This window comes from uncultured Sphingomonas sp. (assembly GCF_902806265.1).
Lineage (GTDB): Bacteria > Pseudomonadota > Alphaproteobacteria > Sphingomonadales > Sphingomonadaceae > Sphingomicrobium.
Genome location: NZ_CADCVZ010000046.1, coordinates 1 through 14,848, shown reverse-complemented (window position 1 = coordinate 14,848; position 14,848 = coordinate 1). Strand labels below are relative to the sequence as shown.

Here is a 14,848-nt window from a genome sequence, read left to right as displayed (position 1 = left end):
AGGCCATGTTGACCCGCACCGCAGCGCCCGCGCTGTCCGCCCTGCCGCCGGTGAGAAGCGACTCGCTGCTGGCCCTGATCGCGCTCGCCAAGGCCGAGAGCCGGCCCGAGAAGATCGACGTGGGCGTCGGCGTATTCCGCAACGGCGAGGGCCGCACGCCGGTGCTCGGGGCGATCAAGGCGGCCGAGCGGCGGCTGCTCGAGGAACAGGACAGCAAAGGCTATCTCGGCGGGGCCGGCGACGTGCGCTTCGCCGAGCTGCTGCGGCCGCTGGTGCTTGGGGCCCACGCGGCGGACGAGCGAGTCGCCGGCGTGCAGGCGCCGGGCGGCACGGGCGCGGTCTATCTCGCGCTGCGGCTGGCCGCCGTTGCCAACCCGGAAGCACGGGTGATCATGGGCGTTCCGACCTGGCCCAACCATCCGGCCCTGACGCACGGAGCGGGGCTCGAGATCGTGGAATATCCCTACTACGACCGCGACCAGACGCAGCTGAACTTCCCTGCGATGATGGACGCGTTCGGTGCGGCCCGGCCGGGCGACATCGCGCTGCTGCACGGCTGCTGCCACAATCCTACCGGCGCGGACCTGGACGAGGCGGGGTGGCGCGCGGTGGTCGACGTGGTCGCCGAGCGCGGCCTGCTGCCGCTGATCGACATTGCCTACCAGGGGTTCGGCCGCGGGCTCGACGAAGATGCGGTCGGCGTCCGCCTGATGCTCGACGCGTGCGACGAAGCGCTGGTGGCGCAAAGCTGCGACAAGAACTTCGGCATGTACCGCGACCGGGTCGGCTGCTTCTTCCTCAAGACCCGCTCAGCCGAGAGCAGCGCGACCGCGATGGCGCACGTGCTGCAGATCGCGCGCGAAGCCTGGTCGATGCCGCCCGACCATGGCGCCGCGGCGGTGCGGACAGTGCTGGAGGACGCGGAGCTGACCGCAGAGTGGCAGGCCGAGCTAGAGGAGATGCGGCTGCGTATCGCCACGGTGCGCGAGCGGATCGCCGCCTCCGACGAGCGGTTGGCCTTCATCGCCGACCAGTATGGCATGTTCTCCATGCTGCCGCTCAGCCGCGCCCGGGTGGTGTCGCTGCGCGAGCGCCACGCCGTCTACATGGCGGACAGCGGGCGCTTCAACGTGGTCGGGATCGCCGACGAGGCCATCGACCGCTTCTGTGCGGCGGTGATCGAGACGATGGATAGCCCGCCGGCCAATGGCTGACGCCGACCCGCATTTTACCACCGATCTCGACTGGCGGGAGGTGGCGCGGCTGGTGCTGACCAGCCGGGAGCTGGACCGGATCGAGGAAGAGGAGCTCGTTCCCGCCAAGCAGGTCATGTACCAGTTCAGCGCGCGCGGGCACGACTTGGCGCAGGTGCTGCTCGGCCTAAAGCTGCGCGATGGGGATGCGGCGTGCGGCTACTACCGCTCGCGGCCGCTGCTGCTGGCGCTCGGCGTGCCGCTGGCGGATGCGCTGGGCTCGGGCATGGGGCGGGCCGGCGGCTACTCCGATGGGCGCGACATTGGGGTCGTATTCAACTACCCCAACCCGGGCGGCTGCCACGCGCTGCCGATGAGCGGCGGGGTGGGGGCGCAGTACACTCCGGCGGTCGGCTGGGCGCAGGCGGCCAAGTACAAGCACGAAGTGCTGGGCGAAGGCCGGGATGGCGCCCTTGCGGTGGTGCTCGGCGGGGACGCGAGCTGCGCAACCGGCGGCTTCTGGTCGGCGCTGACGGTCGCCACCACGCAGCAGCTGCCGCTGCTGCTGTACGTCGAGGACAATGGCTACGGCATCTCGGTGCCCTCGACCTATCAGACGCCGGGGCAGGACATCGCCGCCAATCTCGCGAGCTTCCGCGGGCTGACGATCTTCAACGGCGACGGGACTGACCCGGTCGAGGCGGCGCGGCTGGTCGATGAGGCGGTCGCGCATGTCCGGGCGGGGAGGCCGGCGCTGCTGCGGCTCACGGTCCCGCGGCTCGAAGGGCACAGCTATCAGGACACGCAGACCTACAAATCGCAAGAGGTGATCGCGGCGGAGTGGGCGCGTGATCCGCTGCCGAAGCTCAAGGCGCACTGCGCGGCGCGGCAGATCGGCGACAGCGAGTGGACCCAGCTCGAAGAGGCAGTCGCCTGGGAGGTCGGGCGTGCTCGCGAGGAGGCCGAGGCGCGGCCGGTGCTGCCGATCGAGAAGGTCGCCGATAACGTCTTCTTCTCGGGTGAGCATGCTACCGTAGGCGGTCGCGCCGGGTTGGACACTCCGGTCGTCGATGTGCCTCGGCCCGAGGGCCAGCGCATCAACATGGTGACCGCCATCCGCCGCGTGCTCGACGGGGAGCTGGAGGCGAACCCCCGGGTGCTGGTGTTCGGCGAGGACGTCGGGCCCAAGGGCGGCGTCCATGCGGTGACGCTCGGGCTGCAGGAGAAGTTCGGCCACGACCGCGTGTTCGACACCAGCCTCAACGAGGAAGGGATCGTCGGGCGGGCCGTCGGCATGGCGCTGGCCGGGCTGATGCCGGTGCCTGAAATCCAGTTCCGCAAATATGCCGAGCCGGCGACCGAGCAGATCAACGACTGCGGGACCATGCGCTGGCGCACCGCCAACCATTTCGCAGCGCCGATGGTGCTGCGGGTGCCGGGCGGCTTCTTCAAGTGCGGCGATCCGTGGCACAGCCAGACCAACGAAGTGCAGTTCGTGCACAATCCAGGCTGGCGGGTGGCGGTGCCGAGTAACGCGGAGGACGCGGTCGGGCTGCTGCGCGGCGCGCTGCGCGGCAACGATCCGGTGCTGTTCTTCGAGCATCGTGCGATGCTGGACGACAGCTGGGCGCGGCGGCCGTGGCCGGGCGACGCCTATGTGCTGCCGTTCGGGCGGGCGAAGAAGACTCGCGAAGGCGGCAAGATCACGATCGTGACCTGGGGCGCGATGGTGCCGCGGTGCGAGGCAGCGGCCGAGGGCATCAGCGCGGACGTGATTGACCTGCGCACGCTGATGCCGTGGGACCGGAAAGCCGTGCTGGACAGCGTCCGCCGCACCCGCCGCTGCCTGATCGTGCACGAGGACCTGCGTACCGGCGGCTTCGGCGCGGAGATCGCGGCGGTGGTCGCCGACGAGGCGTTCCTCGACCTCGACGCGCCGGTCGCGCGAGTCACCATGCCGGACATCCCCTCGCCGCATCACCCCTCGCTGCTGGAAGCTGCGGTGCCGAGCGTGGCGCGGATCAGGGCGGAGATCGACCGGCTGGTGGGCTTCTGATGAGCGTCGAGGTTCGCGTTCCCGCTGAGCAGGAAGGCACCAAGGCCGTGGTCCGCGCCTGGCTGAAGCAGATCGGCGACACGGTGGCGGAGAACGACCCGCTGGTGGAGCTCGAGACCGACAAGGTGACCCAGGAAGTGCCGGCGCCGGCGGCGGGGGTGCTGAGCGAAATCCTGCTCGACACGGATGCGGAGGCGGTACCAGGCGCGGTGCTTGGGCGGATCGCTGCTGCCGCTAATGAGGAACGCCGTAGTTCTGAGCCTGTCGAAGGATCGCCCTTCTCCTCACCGGCATCGCAGGAGGGAAGCTCAGCCCTTCTACAAGCTCAGGGCGGCGCGGAAGTGGAGACGAGGCTATCCCCCTCTGTCCGCCGGGCGCTGCTCCAGCACGACATCGACCCCGATCGCGTTCAGGGCACCGGGCGCAACGGGCGGATCACCCGCGAGGACGTGGACCGTGCAGTCGAGCTGGCGACCGTCAGCCATGTCGACGCGGGCGAGAAGCCGATCGCGCAACCGCGCATCGCGGAAAGCAACTGGGCGGCGCAGGACATCCCGCACGACCGCATGCGCTTGAAGATTGCCGAGAACATGGTGCGCGCCGTGGGCGAGGCGCCGCACGTTACCGCGCTCTTCGAAGCCGACTTCTCGGCCATCGCCGCGCACAAGGCGGCCGCAGCGGAACGGGGCAAGAAGCTCAGCTACACCGCCTACCTCATCAAGGCGGCAGCCGAGGCGATGGCCGTCGCTCCAGCCATCAACGGGCGCTGGGCGGAGGACCGTATCGCCGTGTCCCCGACGATCGACATCGGGGTCGGCACCGCGCTCGGCGACAAGGGGCTTGTGGTGCCGGTGGCAAAGAACGCCGGGGCACTCAGCCTAGAGGAGATCGGGGCTAAGCTGGACGATCTCACCCGACGGGCGCGCGAGGGCAAGCTCACCGGCGCGGACGTTTCAGGCGGCAGCTTCACCATCTCCAACCATGGCGTATCGGGTAGCCTGCTCGCCACCCCGATCATCCTCCATCAGGGCCAGGCGGCGATTCTGGGCGTAGGCAAGCTGGAGAAGCGAGTGGTGGTGCGCGAGGTCGGCGGACAGGACGCGATTCTCGTTCGGCCGATGGCTTATGTTACCCTGACCATCGACCATCGGGTGGTGGATGGGCACCAGACCAACGCTTGGCTCACCCGCTTTGTCGAAGTGCTGGAGAACTGGCCAAAAACATAGGCAACCGCTGACCGCCGCTTTCGTTAACGGGGGCAGACAGGAGAAGCGGCGCCATGGCCAACCAGACCCACGACGACGATCGCACCGAAGCGGTCGAGGACGAAGTTGTCCGCAACAACCAGGAAGAGGTCGAACGCGCCCGTGCGAAGGGGCCGGGCGACGACCGCAAGCGGACCAGTCAAGCGAATGCCCAACGCGACAAGCGCGGCGCGTCGGGTGCGGGCGGCAAGAGCGGCGGCGGCGCGGGTAAGACTCTGCTTGGCCTCGGGCTGGTCGCCGCGGGCGCGGGGGCGGCCTATTACTTCACCGGCAACAAGGACTCGCGGCAGGGCCGGGGCAAGGGCGCCGATAGCAATGGCTACCAGGGACCGCTCATCTCTGACGCGCCCGACCATGTGCTGCGGGGCAAGGCCAAGGAGAACTCGCGCAACAACCAGGACGGCAAGGCGCTGGTCGGCCGCACGGTGACCATCGATAAGCCGAAGCAGGAACTCTACGCCGTGTGGCGCGACTTCACCGGCTTTCCCAAGTTCATGGACAACGTCCGGGAGATTACCAAGCTGGACGATGTGCGGTCCGAATGGACCATCGAGGCTCCGGCCGGGGCAACGGTCAAGGTGGCGACCCGGATCGTCGAGGATGTGCCGGGCGAGACCATCGCCTGGGTCAGCGAACCCGACAGCCAGATAGAGACGGACGGCCGGGTCGAGTTCGCCGACGCACCGCCGGGCCGCGGCACCTATGTGCGACTGCTGATCCGCTACAAGCCGCCCGCGGGCACATTCGGCCAGATGATCGCCAAGGTCATGCAGCGTGAGCCGCAGGTGCAGGCGCGCCGCGACCTCCGCCGCTTCAAGCAGCTGATGGAAACGGGAGAGATCCCGGTCAACGCCTCCCCCTCGGGCCGCAAGTCCGAATCCCCGACCGAAGCTCGAGTTTAAGGAGTTTTCCGATGCGTGCACTCACCTGGCACGGCCGTCATGACGTTCGCATGGAGACGGTGCCCGATCCCGAGATCGTCAACCCGCGCGACGCGATCCTGAAGATCACCTCCACCGCCATCTGCGGGTCCGACCTGCACCTGTATGACGGTTACATCCCGACCATGCGGTCGGGCGACATACTGGGCCACGAGTTCATGGGCGAAGTGGTCGAGACCGGCGCCAAGTCGACGCTGAAGAAGGGGCAGCGGGTGGTGGTGCCGTTCACCATCAGCTGCGGCAGCTGCTTCTTCTGTAAGAAGACGCAGTTCAGTTGCTGCGACAACGCCAACCCGGCAGAAACCAGCGATGCTTCCGAGACGCTGATGGGCCACACAATGGGGGCGGCGTTCGGCTATGCCCACCTTACCGGCGGCTATGCCGGCGGGCAGGCCGAATATGTCCGGGTGCCGTTCAGCGACGTGGGTCCGATCGTCATTCCCGACGGGCTGGAAGACGACAAGGTGCTGTTCCTGTCGGACATCCTCCCGACCGGCTGGCAGGCGGCCGAGCAGGCGGACATCGAGGAAGGCGACACCGTTGCCGTCTGGGGCTGCGGCCCGGTCGGCCTGTTCGCCATCCAGAGCGCCTTCGCGCTCGGTGCGCACCGGGTGATCGCCATCGACCATTATCCGAGCCGGCTGAAGCTCGCCAAGCAGATGGGCGCCGACATCCTCGACTACCGCGAAGTCGAGGTGCTCGAAGCCCTGAAGGAGATGACCGGCGGCATCGGCCCGGACGCGGTGATCGACTGCGTGGGCATGGAAAGCCACGGCATGGCGATCGACAACGTCATCGATACGATCAAGGCGCACGCCTATCTGACGACCGAGCGGCCGCATGCGCTGAGGCAGGCGATCATCGCCTGCCGCAAGGGCGGACGGGTCTCAATCCCGGGCGTGTACGGCGGGTTCGCGGACAAGTTCCCGCTTGGCCAGCTGATGGAGAAGGGGCTGCAGGTGAAGACCGGACAGACCCATATGCAGCGCTACCTCCGGCCGCTGCTGGAGCTGATCGGGGAAGGCAAGCTAGATACCACCTTCCTGATCTCGCACCGCGAGCCACTGGAGCGGGCGGCGGAGATGTACCGCCACTGGCACGACGAACAGGACACCTACACCAAGATCGTGCTGAAGCCGGACATGGCCAAGCCGCGGGCGGAACCCGCCCGGCCGGCGATGGCGACGGCGTAAGGAGAGCATATCATGGCCAACAAGCTTGCTATCGTCACCGGAGCGTCGTCCGGCATCGGCCTCGAGCTCGCCAAGCTGGCGGCGGGTGAGGGCTACGACCTGATCGTCGCGTCGGACACGCCGCAGGTCGACGCCGGCGCCGGGCTCAAGGAGACGGGTGCGTCCGTGCAGTCGATCGAGGCCGACCTCGCGACCGAGCAAGGGGTCCGGCAACTGCTCGACTTGGTGGGTGAGCGCCAGGTCGATGTGCTGGTGGCGAACGCCGGGCACGGGTTGGGCGGCGCCTTCCTAGATCAAAGCCCGCAGGAGTGGCGGCATGTGGTCGATACCAACGTCACCGGCACGTTGCTGCTGATCCAGCCGGTGGCCAAGAAGATGGTGCAGCGCGGCGAGGGCAAGGTGCTGATTGTCGGCTCCATTGCCGGCCACCTCGCGGGCTCGTTCCAGGCGGTGTACAACGGCACCAAGGCGTTCATCGACAGCTTCGCCGCGGCACTGAACAACGAGCTCAAGGATACGGGCGTCACCGTTACCTGCCTCAAGCCGGGCGCGACCGAGACCGAGTTCTTCGAGCGCGCGGGCATGGAGGACACCAAGGTCGGCCAGGCCAAGAAGGATGACGCTGCGGACGTCGCCAAGACCGGTTGGGAGGCGATGAAGGACGGCAAGGAGAGCGTCGTCTACGGCCTCAAGAACAAGGCGCAGGTCTGGGCGTCGGGCATTCTGCCTGAGGCTGCCACGGCCGCCATGCACCGCCAGCAGGCAGAACCCGGCAGCGGATCAAACTAAGGCCTAGATCGCCGCTTCCAGCGAAGCGCGGACGCCGCGAGGCGCGGGCGCGTAGTCGACCTTGGCTGAGAGCGCCTTGGCCATGGCGTTGATCAGGCGCGATCCGAGCCCCGTTCCTTGCGGCTCGGCCGACTGGTCGAAGCCACAGCCGTCGTCTTCCACCGACAGGCGGAAGGCGGCCTCACCTGCCCGCCGAAAGTCGACCCGGATTTCCCCCGGCTCGTCCTCGGCATAAGCGTATTTGCAAGCATTGCTGACCAGCTCGCTAACGATCACCCCTAGGCTCATGGCCTTCTCCGCGTGGAGCTTGACCGGCTCGGCAGTGAGGCGGATGTCGCGCGGCGCCTGCTGGCTCGACCAGGTTTCCTCCAGCTGTGCGACCAGGGCGGCCAGATATTCGTCCATGGCGACGCTCTGCACATCATCGGAAGCATAAAGGCGGCGGTGCACCTGGGCGATGGCGAGCACGCGCCGTTCGGTATCGGCCAGGGCGTCGCGGGCAGGGCCCTCGGGGACTAGCCGCGCCTGCATCCCCACCATGTTGGACACGATCTGCAATGAGTTGGCGACGCGGTGATTGACCTCGTGCAGCAGCGTCTGCAGCCGCTCGTTCGAAGCCTTGAGCGCCTCCTCCGCTTCGGCCTTGGCCTGCTGGAGCCGCAAGGTGGCAAGCGCATGCGAAAAGGAGCGCTCGAGCAGGTCGACGAAATCGTCGCCGGTGGATTTCACCACATAATCAAGCGCGCCAGCCTTGAGCGCGGCGACCGCAATTCGGCTTTCCTCCGATCCGGTCACGTAGACGACTGGGGGGCAGTGCGGCAGCTTGCGAAGCTCAGCCAGGGTCGCGAGCCCGTCCATTCCCGGCATGTAATGGTCCACCGCGATCATATCGAATTGCCCGGAGCGCGCGGCCTCGATGCCTTGCGCGCCGCTTGCCGCGGTGACGACCTTGTGCCCCCGCCGAATGAGCAACTTTTCCACCAGCCTGCGAAGGCCGGCGTCGTCGTCGATGTACAGAATCTCGCGGGCTTGATCCATTAGGCCTCGGCGTCGGGCACCTGCATCACCGCCAGGAACAGGCCGAGCTGGCGGATCGCGTCGGCAAAGCTTTCATAGTTGACCGGCTTGGTGATGTAGACGTTAGCGCCAAGGTCGTAGCAACGCTGGATTTCCTGCTTGTCGTCGGTAGTCGTCAGCACCACTACCGGCGTGCGCCGGAGCTGCTCGTCGCCCTTGATCCGGGCGAGGATGTCCGTGCCGCTCATGTCCGGCAGATTGAGGTCGAGCAGGACCAGCGCCGGGCCGTTGCGCCCGGGCCCGTCAGGATGATCGAACAGATATCCGAGCGCGTCACTACCGTTCAGGAAATGGCACAGCGCGTTGGAGATGCCGGCTCGCCGGATGTTCTTTTCGATAAGGCGTGCGTGCCCTTCATCGTCTTCGATCATGACGATGTTCACCGGCCGTTGGTCGTTCAATCCGCTCCTCCCCCGTCGCTGAGCCGCCGCAGTAGCTGTAGGCGGAATGTCGTGCCTTCGCCAAGTGTCGAGTGCAGTTCGATTTTTCCGCCCAATCGATGCACCAGCGCGCGAGCGTGGGCGAGGCCGATGCCTTCACCTGGCTGATCCTGCCGGCCGGCGCGGCGGAACAAGTCGAACACCCGTTCATGGTCGGCCGGGTCGATGCCGCGGCCGTTGTCCTCGACCTCGTACAGCACCCGATCGCCCGTCAGGCTGCCGCGCACCTCGATGCGGCCCGGACGTCCGGGCTGCAGATACTTGATGGCATTCTCCAGGAGGTTGGAGAAGATCTGCTCGACCGCCAGCCGGTCGTTCTCCAGGTCGGGCACCTGCGGGTCGATCGTCAGCGCCGCGCCCGCGTCCTTGAGCCGCTGCTCAAGCGTGGCCGCGATGTCGTCCAGCAGCAGCTTCATCGCCAGCGGTTCCCGGTTCAGGGTCCGCCGGCCCTGACGCGAGAGCTTCAGGATCGCATTGATCAGGCGATCCATCTTCTGGGTAGAGGAACGAATAAATCCGATTGCCTCGGGCAGGTCCTCGCGGGCGTGGCGGACCTCGGCGGTGATGAGCTGGGGCGCCTCCGCCTCGGCCCGGTCGATCAGCTGCCCAATCGCCTGGTCGGCCGCCTCCAGCTCGGCGGTGAACCCGAGCACGTTGACCAACGGTGAGCGCAGGTCGTGACTCACGATGTAGGCGAAGCGCTGGATCTCCTCGTTGGCGCGGGTGAGGTCGGCAGTGCGCAGTTGCACCTGGCTTTCGAGATCGGTATTCAGCAGGTGCAGCCGGTCGCGGGCCTGGGTGAGGTCGTCCGTGTAGCGGCGGACCAGCCAGTAGGTCGCGCCGCCCAGCAGCAGCAGCAGGGTTCCCGCGATGGCGAGCAGCCATTGCAGTTGCGAACGGCGCCGGGCTTCCAGGATCTGCCGCTCGGCCAGCAGGCGTAGCTCCTCCTGATGCATGGCGCGGGCAAGGATGCGTATCTGTTCGATCTGACGGACCTTAACCCGGCGGACGAACTCGCTGCGGGCGGCCACCAGTTCGCCGCGCTCCGAACGGGCCATCATGTCAGCGTCAAGCGCCAGCTGATCCCGGACCTTTGGCATTAGCAAGCGAAGCGCCTCTTGCTGTTGCGGGTTGTCGCGGGTCAACGCATGCACCCTTGCGAGCCGGGGCAGCACCTGGGCGGAGTTCTCGCGGAAGGTCCTCAATCGCCGTGGGTCGGGTGCCAGGAGGTAGCCGCGAGTTGCGGTTTCAGCCCGCTCCATGGCGAGCTTGAATTGCGCCAGTTCCTCGGTAACTCCGTAGGTATGCTGCACCCAGTCGGCCGCACGCTGATTGGCGATCGAGGTGGCGATGATCAGCCCGAACGCGATTAGGACGAGGGCGAATCCCGAGGCAAGGGCGAGAAGCGCAAGCCGGTTGAACCGGCGGTCGTCCAGCTGGAGCATGGCCGAGGGATAGCCGCGCCCGACCAAACCGCAAGTTTCGCTTGCGCAACGTGGCGAAACCCAGTTGTTTCGCAGGTTATGGAACAACGCGCCGGGCTCAGCGAAACCCAGTTCATCCGCCGGGTCCTGATCGTGATCGCGCTGGTCGCGTTGACCCTGCTGCTGTGGACGCTGCGCAGCGTGCTGCTGCTGGTCTTCGGCGCGGTGGTTGCATCCACGCTGTTCCTGTCCTTGGCCGAGCAGTTCAAGCGGTTGCGGCTGCCGCCCGGCCTGGCGCTGACGATGTCGGTGCTCACCATTTTCGCGATCGTGGGCGGAGCGATGGCGCTGTTCGGCGCGCAGCTCGCGGATCAGACCGAGAGCCTCAGCCAAGCATTGCCCAAGGCCTGGGAATCGCTGCAGGTGCGGCTGCAGAGCTGGGGCGTATCGATCGACCTCTCGCAGGTGCAGCCGTCAGGGCTGAGCCGCAGCATCGCCGCCAGCGCCGGGCAGTTCGTGATGTCGCTCGGCGGCGGCGTGGCTAACGTCCTGCTGATCGTCGTGGGCGGCATCTTCATCGCGGCCAGTCCGCGCTTCTATACGGTCGGCGCCGTCAAGCTGGTGCCGGGCGCCAAGCGGCACTTAATGTTCGAAGCGCTGGGCGACAGCGGCAAGGCGCTGCGGCTGTGGCTCAAGGCGCAGCTGGTCGCCATGGCGCTGATCGGCACGCTGACGGGGCTTGGCCTGTGGCTGCTGGGCATGCCGAGCGCCCTGGCGCTGGGCTTGTTGGCCGGGCTGCTGGAGTTTGTGCCCTATGTCGGACCGATCATCGCAGCGATCCCCGCCATCCTGATCGCGATCGCGATCGATCCGCAGCTCGGCCTGTGGACGGTTCTGCTCTACGTGGTCATCCAGCAGGTCGAAGGCTATGCGGTGCAGCCGCTGCTTCAGTCCTGGGCGGTGGAGGTGCCGGGCGCGGTGCTGCTGTTCGCGCTGCTCGCCTGCGGCGGGCTGTTCGGGGCGCTGGGCGTGGTGTTCGCGGCGCCGCTGACGGTGGTGGCCTATGTGCTGATCAAGCGGCTTTACGTGCGGGAAGCGCTGGGCACGCCGACGCCAATCCCGGGCGAGGACCAGCCCGAACCTTCCCCGGCGTCGTAAGACATGGTCGCGGCCGGTCCGCCGACCGAGGTCGATGTGCTGGTGGTCGGCGCCGGCCTGTCGGGCATTGGCGCGGCTTACCACCTGCAGACGCTCTGCCCGGACCGCAGCTACCTGATTCTGGAAAGCCGGGCGGCGATCGGCGGAACCTGGGACCTGTTCCGCTACCCCGGCGTCCGCTCCGACAGCGACATGTACACGCTCGGCTATCGTTTCGAGCCCTGGACGGGGAAGAAGGCGCTGGCCGACGGCGCGTCCATCCTGCGCTACATTCGCGATGTCGCCGCCAAGCACGGGATTGATCGGCGCATGCGCTTCTCCCATCGCGTTCAGGCCGCCGACTGGTCGTCGGAGGACGCGTGCTGGACGGTCACGGCCGAGCGGACCGACACGGGGGACCTGCTCCGCTTCCAATGCAAGTGGCTGCACATGGCCGCGGGCTATTATGACTATGCCGCCGGCCACCTGCCCGACTTCCCGGGGCGCGAGCGATTCGGAGGGCCGGTCATTCATCCGCAGTTCTGGCCCGGGGACCTCGACTATGCCGGCAAGCGGATGGTGGTGATAGGCAGCGGGGCGACGGCGGTAACGCTGGTCCCCGCGCTCGCGGAGCGGGCCAGCCATGTTACCATGCTGCAACGCTCGCCAACCTACATCATGAGCCTGCCCGCCCGCGACCGGATCGCCCATGCGCTCCGCCGGCTGGTCGGCGACCGCCGCGCTTACGCGCTGGTGCGATGGAAGAACGTCCTGTTGCAGATGCTGATGTTCAACGCCGCCCGCCGATGGCCGGAAGCGGTCAAGCGCAATATCGTCAAGACCGTGCGCAAGGAGTTGGGGCCCGACTACGACGTCGCGACCCACTTCACGCCCAACTACAAGCCATGGGACCAGCGGCTGTGCCTGGTTCCCGACAGCGACCTGTTCGCCGCCATGCGGGAGGACCGGGCCGCCGTTGCAACCGGCCACATCGCGACCCTCACAGAGGCTGGCATCCGGCTGAGGGACGGAACGGAGATCCCGGCTGACATCATCATCGCCGCCACCGGCCTCAGGATCCAGCTCCTGGGCGGCGCGGAGGTGACGCTCGACGGGCAGCCGCAAGACTTCAGCAAGGCGCTGCTCTACAAGGGCATGATGTTCAGCGACGTGCCCAACCTGTCGATCAGCTTCGGCTACACCAATGCATCTTGGACCCTGAAGGCCGACCTGATCGCCGCCTATCTCTGCCGCATCCTCAACCGCATGGCGCGCAAAGGTTGCGGAACGGCCGTTGCCCGGCGCGGGCCGGGCGTGGAGGAGGTTCCGTTTGTCGACTTCACCTCCGGTTACGTGGAGCGGGCCCGGGCCATCCTGCCCAAGCAAGGCAGCCGGGCGCCGTGGCGGCTGCACCAGAACTACGCCCTGGACACGGCGGCGGTGAGGTTGGGCAGGATCGAGGATGGAGTGCTCCATCTCGAGCGCTGCTAAGGCAGCGGCGGGCGCTCGCTCCGCAACGAAGTCTTAGCCCATCCGCGCTAGGCCGAAGCGCGGGTAATCGCCTGCGGCGCAGGAAAGTTTCGGTTGACGACAAACATCGCCTTCCGGATGGGCGCCCGTCAACGGAAGAGTGACGGACCGATCTAGTGACCCTCGTCGAGCGTCTCATCAAGAATGCGTCTTTCAGCGTCATCGGCGGGCTGACGATTTCTGCTGGAGGCTTCGTGTCGGCCGCGATCGTGGCCCGCTCGCTAGGCGTTCACGGGACGGCGGCCGTCGCCATGGCCCTGTTGATCGTGTTCTTCGCCACCACGATCGCCGACGTCGGGGTATCGGGCAGCCTCGCCCGCTTCATGACCCGTGAAGCCCAACTCGGCGGGCGGGAGGGCCTGCGCACCTTCGTTTGGGACCGCTTCAAGCTTCTCCTGGCGGCGATCGCCGGAGGCCTGCTGTTGGTGGGCGTGTTTCTGGCCTTCTACTGGTTGGACATCGTCGAGAAGTACGCCGTCGACAGGCAGGAAGCGCTGCTGATCTGCGCCCTGATCATCGTTAGCTTCATCGTGCACATGCTGGTCGCCTTCTCCTTCCAATATCTGCGCGGCTCGCTGCAGTTCCAGGCCATCAGTCGTTATTCGGTGATGGGTGCCGTCCTCCAGGTCGCGGGCGTATTCGCCGGAAGCCAGCAGTTCGGTGTGGTAGGAGCACTTGCAGGGTACCTGCTGGGGAGCTTGCCGATATTGTGGGTGCTGTCTTACCTGCGGGTGGCCGATGCCGTCCTCCCCGCGCCCGAGCAGGTGGCGACGCGTCGCTACGCCCTCAGCTTCTACGTCGCGGCGCTTCTGTCCCCATTGCTCTGGGTCCGCGCCGACCTCCTAATCGTCGACCAGATTGCCAGCGCCGAGGCTGTCGGCCTGTTCGCCGCGGCGGCCACGGTCGCGGCATTGCTAATTCAGCTCTGCCAGATGGTTTGCAACGCCTTGTTGCCCAACATCCTTCAGGCGGCCGCGGAACAGCCGGAAGCTTCCTCCCGGGCAAGCACGATCACCACTCGTTTCGGCATGTTCCTCCTGCTGCCGGCCTGCTTCGTCGGCGCCGCGCTCGCCCCCAACGCGATCGAGCTGGTTTACGGCGCGGAGTTCGCGGGGGCAGGGCCGACCGCGACGTTGCTGGGGTGCGCGGCGGCCGCTTCGGCGATTACGCTGGTGCTCAGCGGAGTGTTGAACGCCGCCGACGCGAATGCCTCCCTGGTCAGGAGCGGTATCGTCGGCGCCGCCCTGACGGTGGTGCTCGGACTCACCTTCGTGTCCCACTTCGGCCTGATCGGCGCGGCCATCGGACGGCTTGGAGCGCAGTCAACCGTCGCCGCGATGAACATCGTCGCCGCCAACCGAGTAGTGCCAGGAGTAGTCCAGCCCGGCTGGTTCATCCGCTACCTGGTCACCAGTGTCGTCGCGGGCTGTGCCGCCTGCCTGGCAGCACATGGTCGTGGCCTGCTCGGGCTGTTGCTCGGCGGGGCTGCAGGCGCGCTGACGTTCCTAGTCATCACCGTGCTTGCCTTACGGTTGGTGACCGATGACCGAAGCGCGCTGCTGCGGTCGATCGCCGGGCAGCCGGCCTGGGTCAGGCGAGCGGCTGCTCTTCTGATCGGGCGACCGGTGTAGCGGCCGAACCGCCCGGCTGACTGACTGCTTGCCCGTCTTAGAGGACCAAGTCACCTGCACTAAGGTTGCTCACGCCAGACAGCTTGATGACGAAGTCGGAGACCCTGTCCCCATCGACGTCCCCGGCGATGTAGTGAACACCGCCGAGGTCATATTCCCTCAGCTGACCCGC

Annotated in this window: 12 protein-coding genes; 9 read left to right on the top strand and 3 right to left on the bottom strand. The window is 67.1% G+C overall.

Annotated elements, in window-relative coordinates; all coding sequences use genetic code 11:
- Positions 1-5 precede the first annotated feature (5 nt).
- The 6 genes from QZX62_RS09125 to QZX62_RS09100 are packed head-to-tail and all read left to right on the top strand — an operon-like array spanning position 6 to position 7,437.
- Positions 6-1,214: an aromatic amino acid transaminase gene (locus QZX62_RS09125; protein WP_294173842.1), complete on the top strand. Its 1,209-nt coding sequence runs from the start codon at positions 6-8 to the stop codon at positions 1,212-1,214.
- Positions 1,207-3,249 (top strand): transketolase C-terminal domain-containing protein, encoded by a 2,043-nt coding sequence (locus QZX62_RS09120; protein ID WP_294173840.1) that lies wholly within the window; start codon positions 1,207-1,209, stop codon positions 3,247-3,249. Before QZX62_RS09125 ends, QZX62_RS09120 begins: the two co-directional genes overlap by 8 nt.
- Complete coding sequence (locus QZX62_RS09115; protein ID WP_294173838.1) at positions 3,249-4,475, top strand: 2-oxo acid dehydrogenase subunit E2; 1,227 nt, start codon at positions 3,249-3,251, stop codon at positions 4,473-4,475. Before QZX62_RS09120 ends, QZX62_RS09115 begins: the two co-directional genes overlap by 1 nt.
- 53 nt (positions 4,476-4,528) lie before the next feature.
- Positions 4,529-5,416, top strand: a complete 888-nt coding sequence (locus tag QZX62_RS09110; RefSeq protein ID WP_294173836.1) for an SRPBCC family protein — start codon at positions 4,529-4,531, stop codon at positions 5,414-5,416.
- Between the two features lie 11 nt (positions 5,417-5,427).
- Positions 5,428-6,648, top strand: coding sequence for a zinc-dependent alcohol dehydrogenase (locus QZX62_RS09105; RefSeq protein WP_294173835.1), 1,221 nt, complete (start codon positions 5,428-5,430; stop codon positions 6,646-6,648).
- A 12-nt stretch (positions 6,649-6,660) separates the two neighbouring features.
- A complete protein-coding gene (locus tag QZX62_RS09100) occupies positions 6,661-7,437 on the top strand; it encodes an SDR family NAD(P)-dependent oxidoreductase (protein ID WP_294173833.1) in 777 nt (258 codons plus the stop codon).
- A 3-nt stretch (positions 7,438-7,440) separates the two neighbouring features.
- Here QZX62_RS09100 and QZX62_RS09095 read toward each other — a convergent pair whose 3' ends face one another.
- Genes QZX62_RS09095 through QZX62_RS09085 form a run of 3 tightly spaced genes read right to left on the bottom strand, consistent with a single transcriptional unit; the run spans position 7,441 to position 10,399 of the window.
- Positions 7,441-8,475, bottom strand: coding sequence for a response regulator (locus QZX62_RS09095; protein WP_294173831.1), 1,035 nt, complete (start codon positions 8,473-8,475; stop codon positions 7,441-7,443).
- A complete protein-coding gene (locus tag QZX62_RS09090; protein ID WP_294173828.1) occupies positions 8,475-8,915 on the bottom strand; it encodes a response regulator in 441 nt (146 codons plus the stop codon). Before QZX62_RS09090 ends, QZX62_RS09095 begins: the two co-directional genes overlap by 1 nt.
- A complete protein-coding gene (locus tag QZX62_RS09085; RefSeq protein WP_294173826.1) occupies positions 8,912-10,399 on the bottom strand; it encodes an ATP-binding protein in 1,488 nt (495 codons plus the stop codon). The genes QZX62_RS09090 and QZX62_RS09085 overlap by 4 nt, the downstream gene beginning before the upstream one ends.
- Positions 10,400-10,477: 78 nt before the next feature.
- Here QZX62_RS09085 and QZX62_RS09080 point away from each other — a divergent pair, with 78 nt between their 5' ends.
- The 3 genes from QZX62_RS09080 to QZX62_RS09070 all read left to right on the top strand — a co-directional run bounded on the left by QZX62_RS09080 (position 10,478) and on the right by QZX62_RS09070 (position 14,676).
- On the top strand, positions 10,478-11,536 hold the full coding sequence (locus QZX62_RS09080) for an AI-2E family transporter (protein WP_294173825.1): 1,059 nt from the start codon (positions 10,478-10,480) through the stop codon (positions 11,534-11,536).
- A gap of 3 nt (positions 11,537-11,539) precedes the next feature.
- Positions 11,540-13,006 (top strand): NAD(P)/FAD-dependent oxidoreductase, encoded by a 1,467-nt coding sequence (locus QZX62_RS09075; protein ID WP_294173823.1) that lies wholly within the window; start codon positions 11,540-11,542, stop codon positions 13,004-13,006.
- A 155-nt stretch (positions 13,007-13,161) separates the two neighbouring features.
- Positions 13,162-14,676 (top strand): oligosaccharide flippase family protein, encoded by a 1,515-nt coding sequence (locus QZX62_RS09070; RefSeq protein ID WP_294173821.1) that lies wholly within the window; start codon positions 13,162-13,164, stop codon positions 14,674-14,676.
- Positions 14,677-14,848 lie beyond the last annotated feature (172 nt).

Excerpts from the sequence above, each read along its gene's own strand:
- QZX62_RS09125 (WP_294173842.1), top strand. The coding sequence starts at position 6 with ATGTTGACCCGCACCGCAGCGCCCGCGCTGTCCGCCCTGCCGCCGGTG.
- QZX62_RS09115 (WP_294173838.1), top strand. The coding sequence starts at position 3,249 with ATGAGCGTCGAGGTTCGCGTTCCCGCTGAGCAGGAAGGCACCAAGGCC.
- QZX62_RS09085 (WP_294173826.1), bottom strand. The coding sequence starts at position 10,399 with ATGCTCCAGCTGGACGACCGCCGGTTCAACCGGCTTGCGCTTCTCGCC.
- QZX62_RS09110 (WP_294173836.1), top strand. The coding sequence starts at position 4,529 with ATGGCCAACCAGACCCACGACGACGATCGCACCGAAGCGGTCGAGGAC.
- QZX62_RS09095 (WP_294173831.1), bottom strand. The coding sequence starts at position 8,475 with ATGGATCAAGCCCGCGAGATTCTGTACATCGACGACGACGCCGGCCTT.
- QZX62_RS09105 (WP_294173835.1), top strand. The coding sequence starts at position 5,428 with ATGCGTGCACTCACCTGGCACGGCCGTCATGACGTTCGCATGGAGACG.
- QZX62_RS09100 (WP_294173833.1), top strand. The coding sequence starts at position 6,661 with ATGGCCAACAAGCTTGCTATCGTCACCGGAGCGTCGTCCGGCATCGGC.
- QZX62_RS09080 (WP_294173825.1), top strand. The coding sequence starts at position 10,478 with ATGGAACAACGCGCCGGGCTCAGCGAAACCCAGTTCATCCGCCGGGTC.
- QZX62_RS09120 (WP_294173840.1), top strand. The coding sequence starts at position 1,207 with ATGGCTGACGCCGACCCGCATTTTACCACCGATCTCGACTGGCGGGAG.
- QZX62_RS09075 (WP_294173823.1), top strand. The coding sequence starts at position 11,540 with ATGGTCGCGGCCGGTCCGCCGACCGAGGTCGATGTGCTGGTGGTCGGC.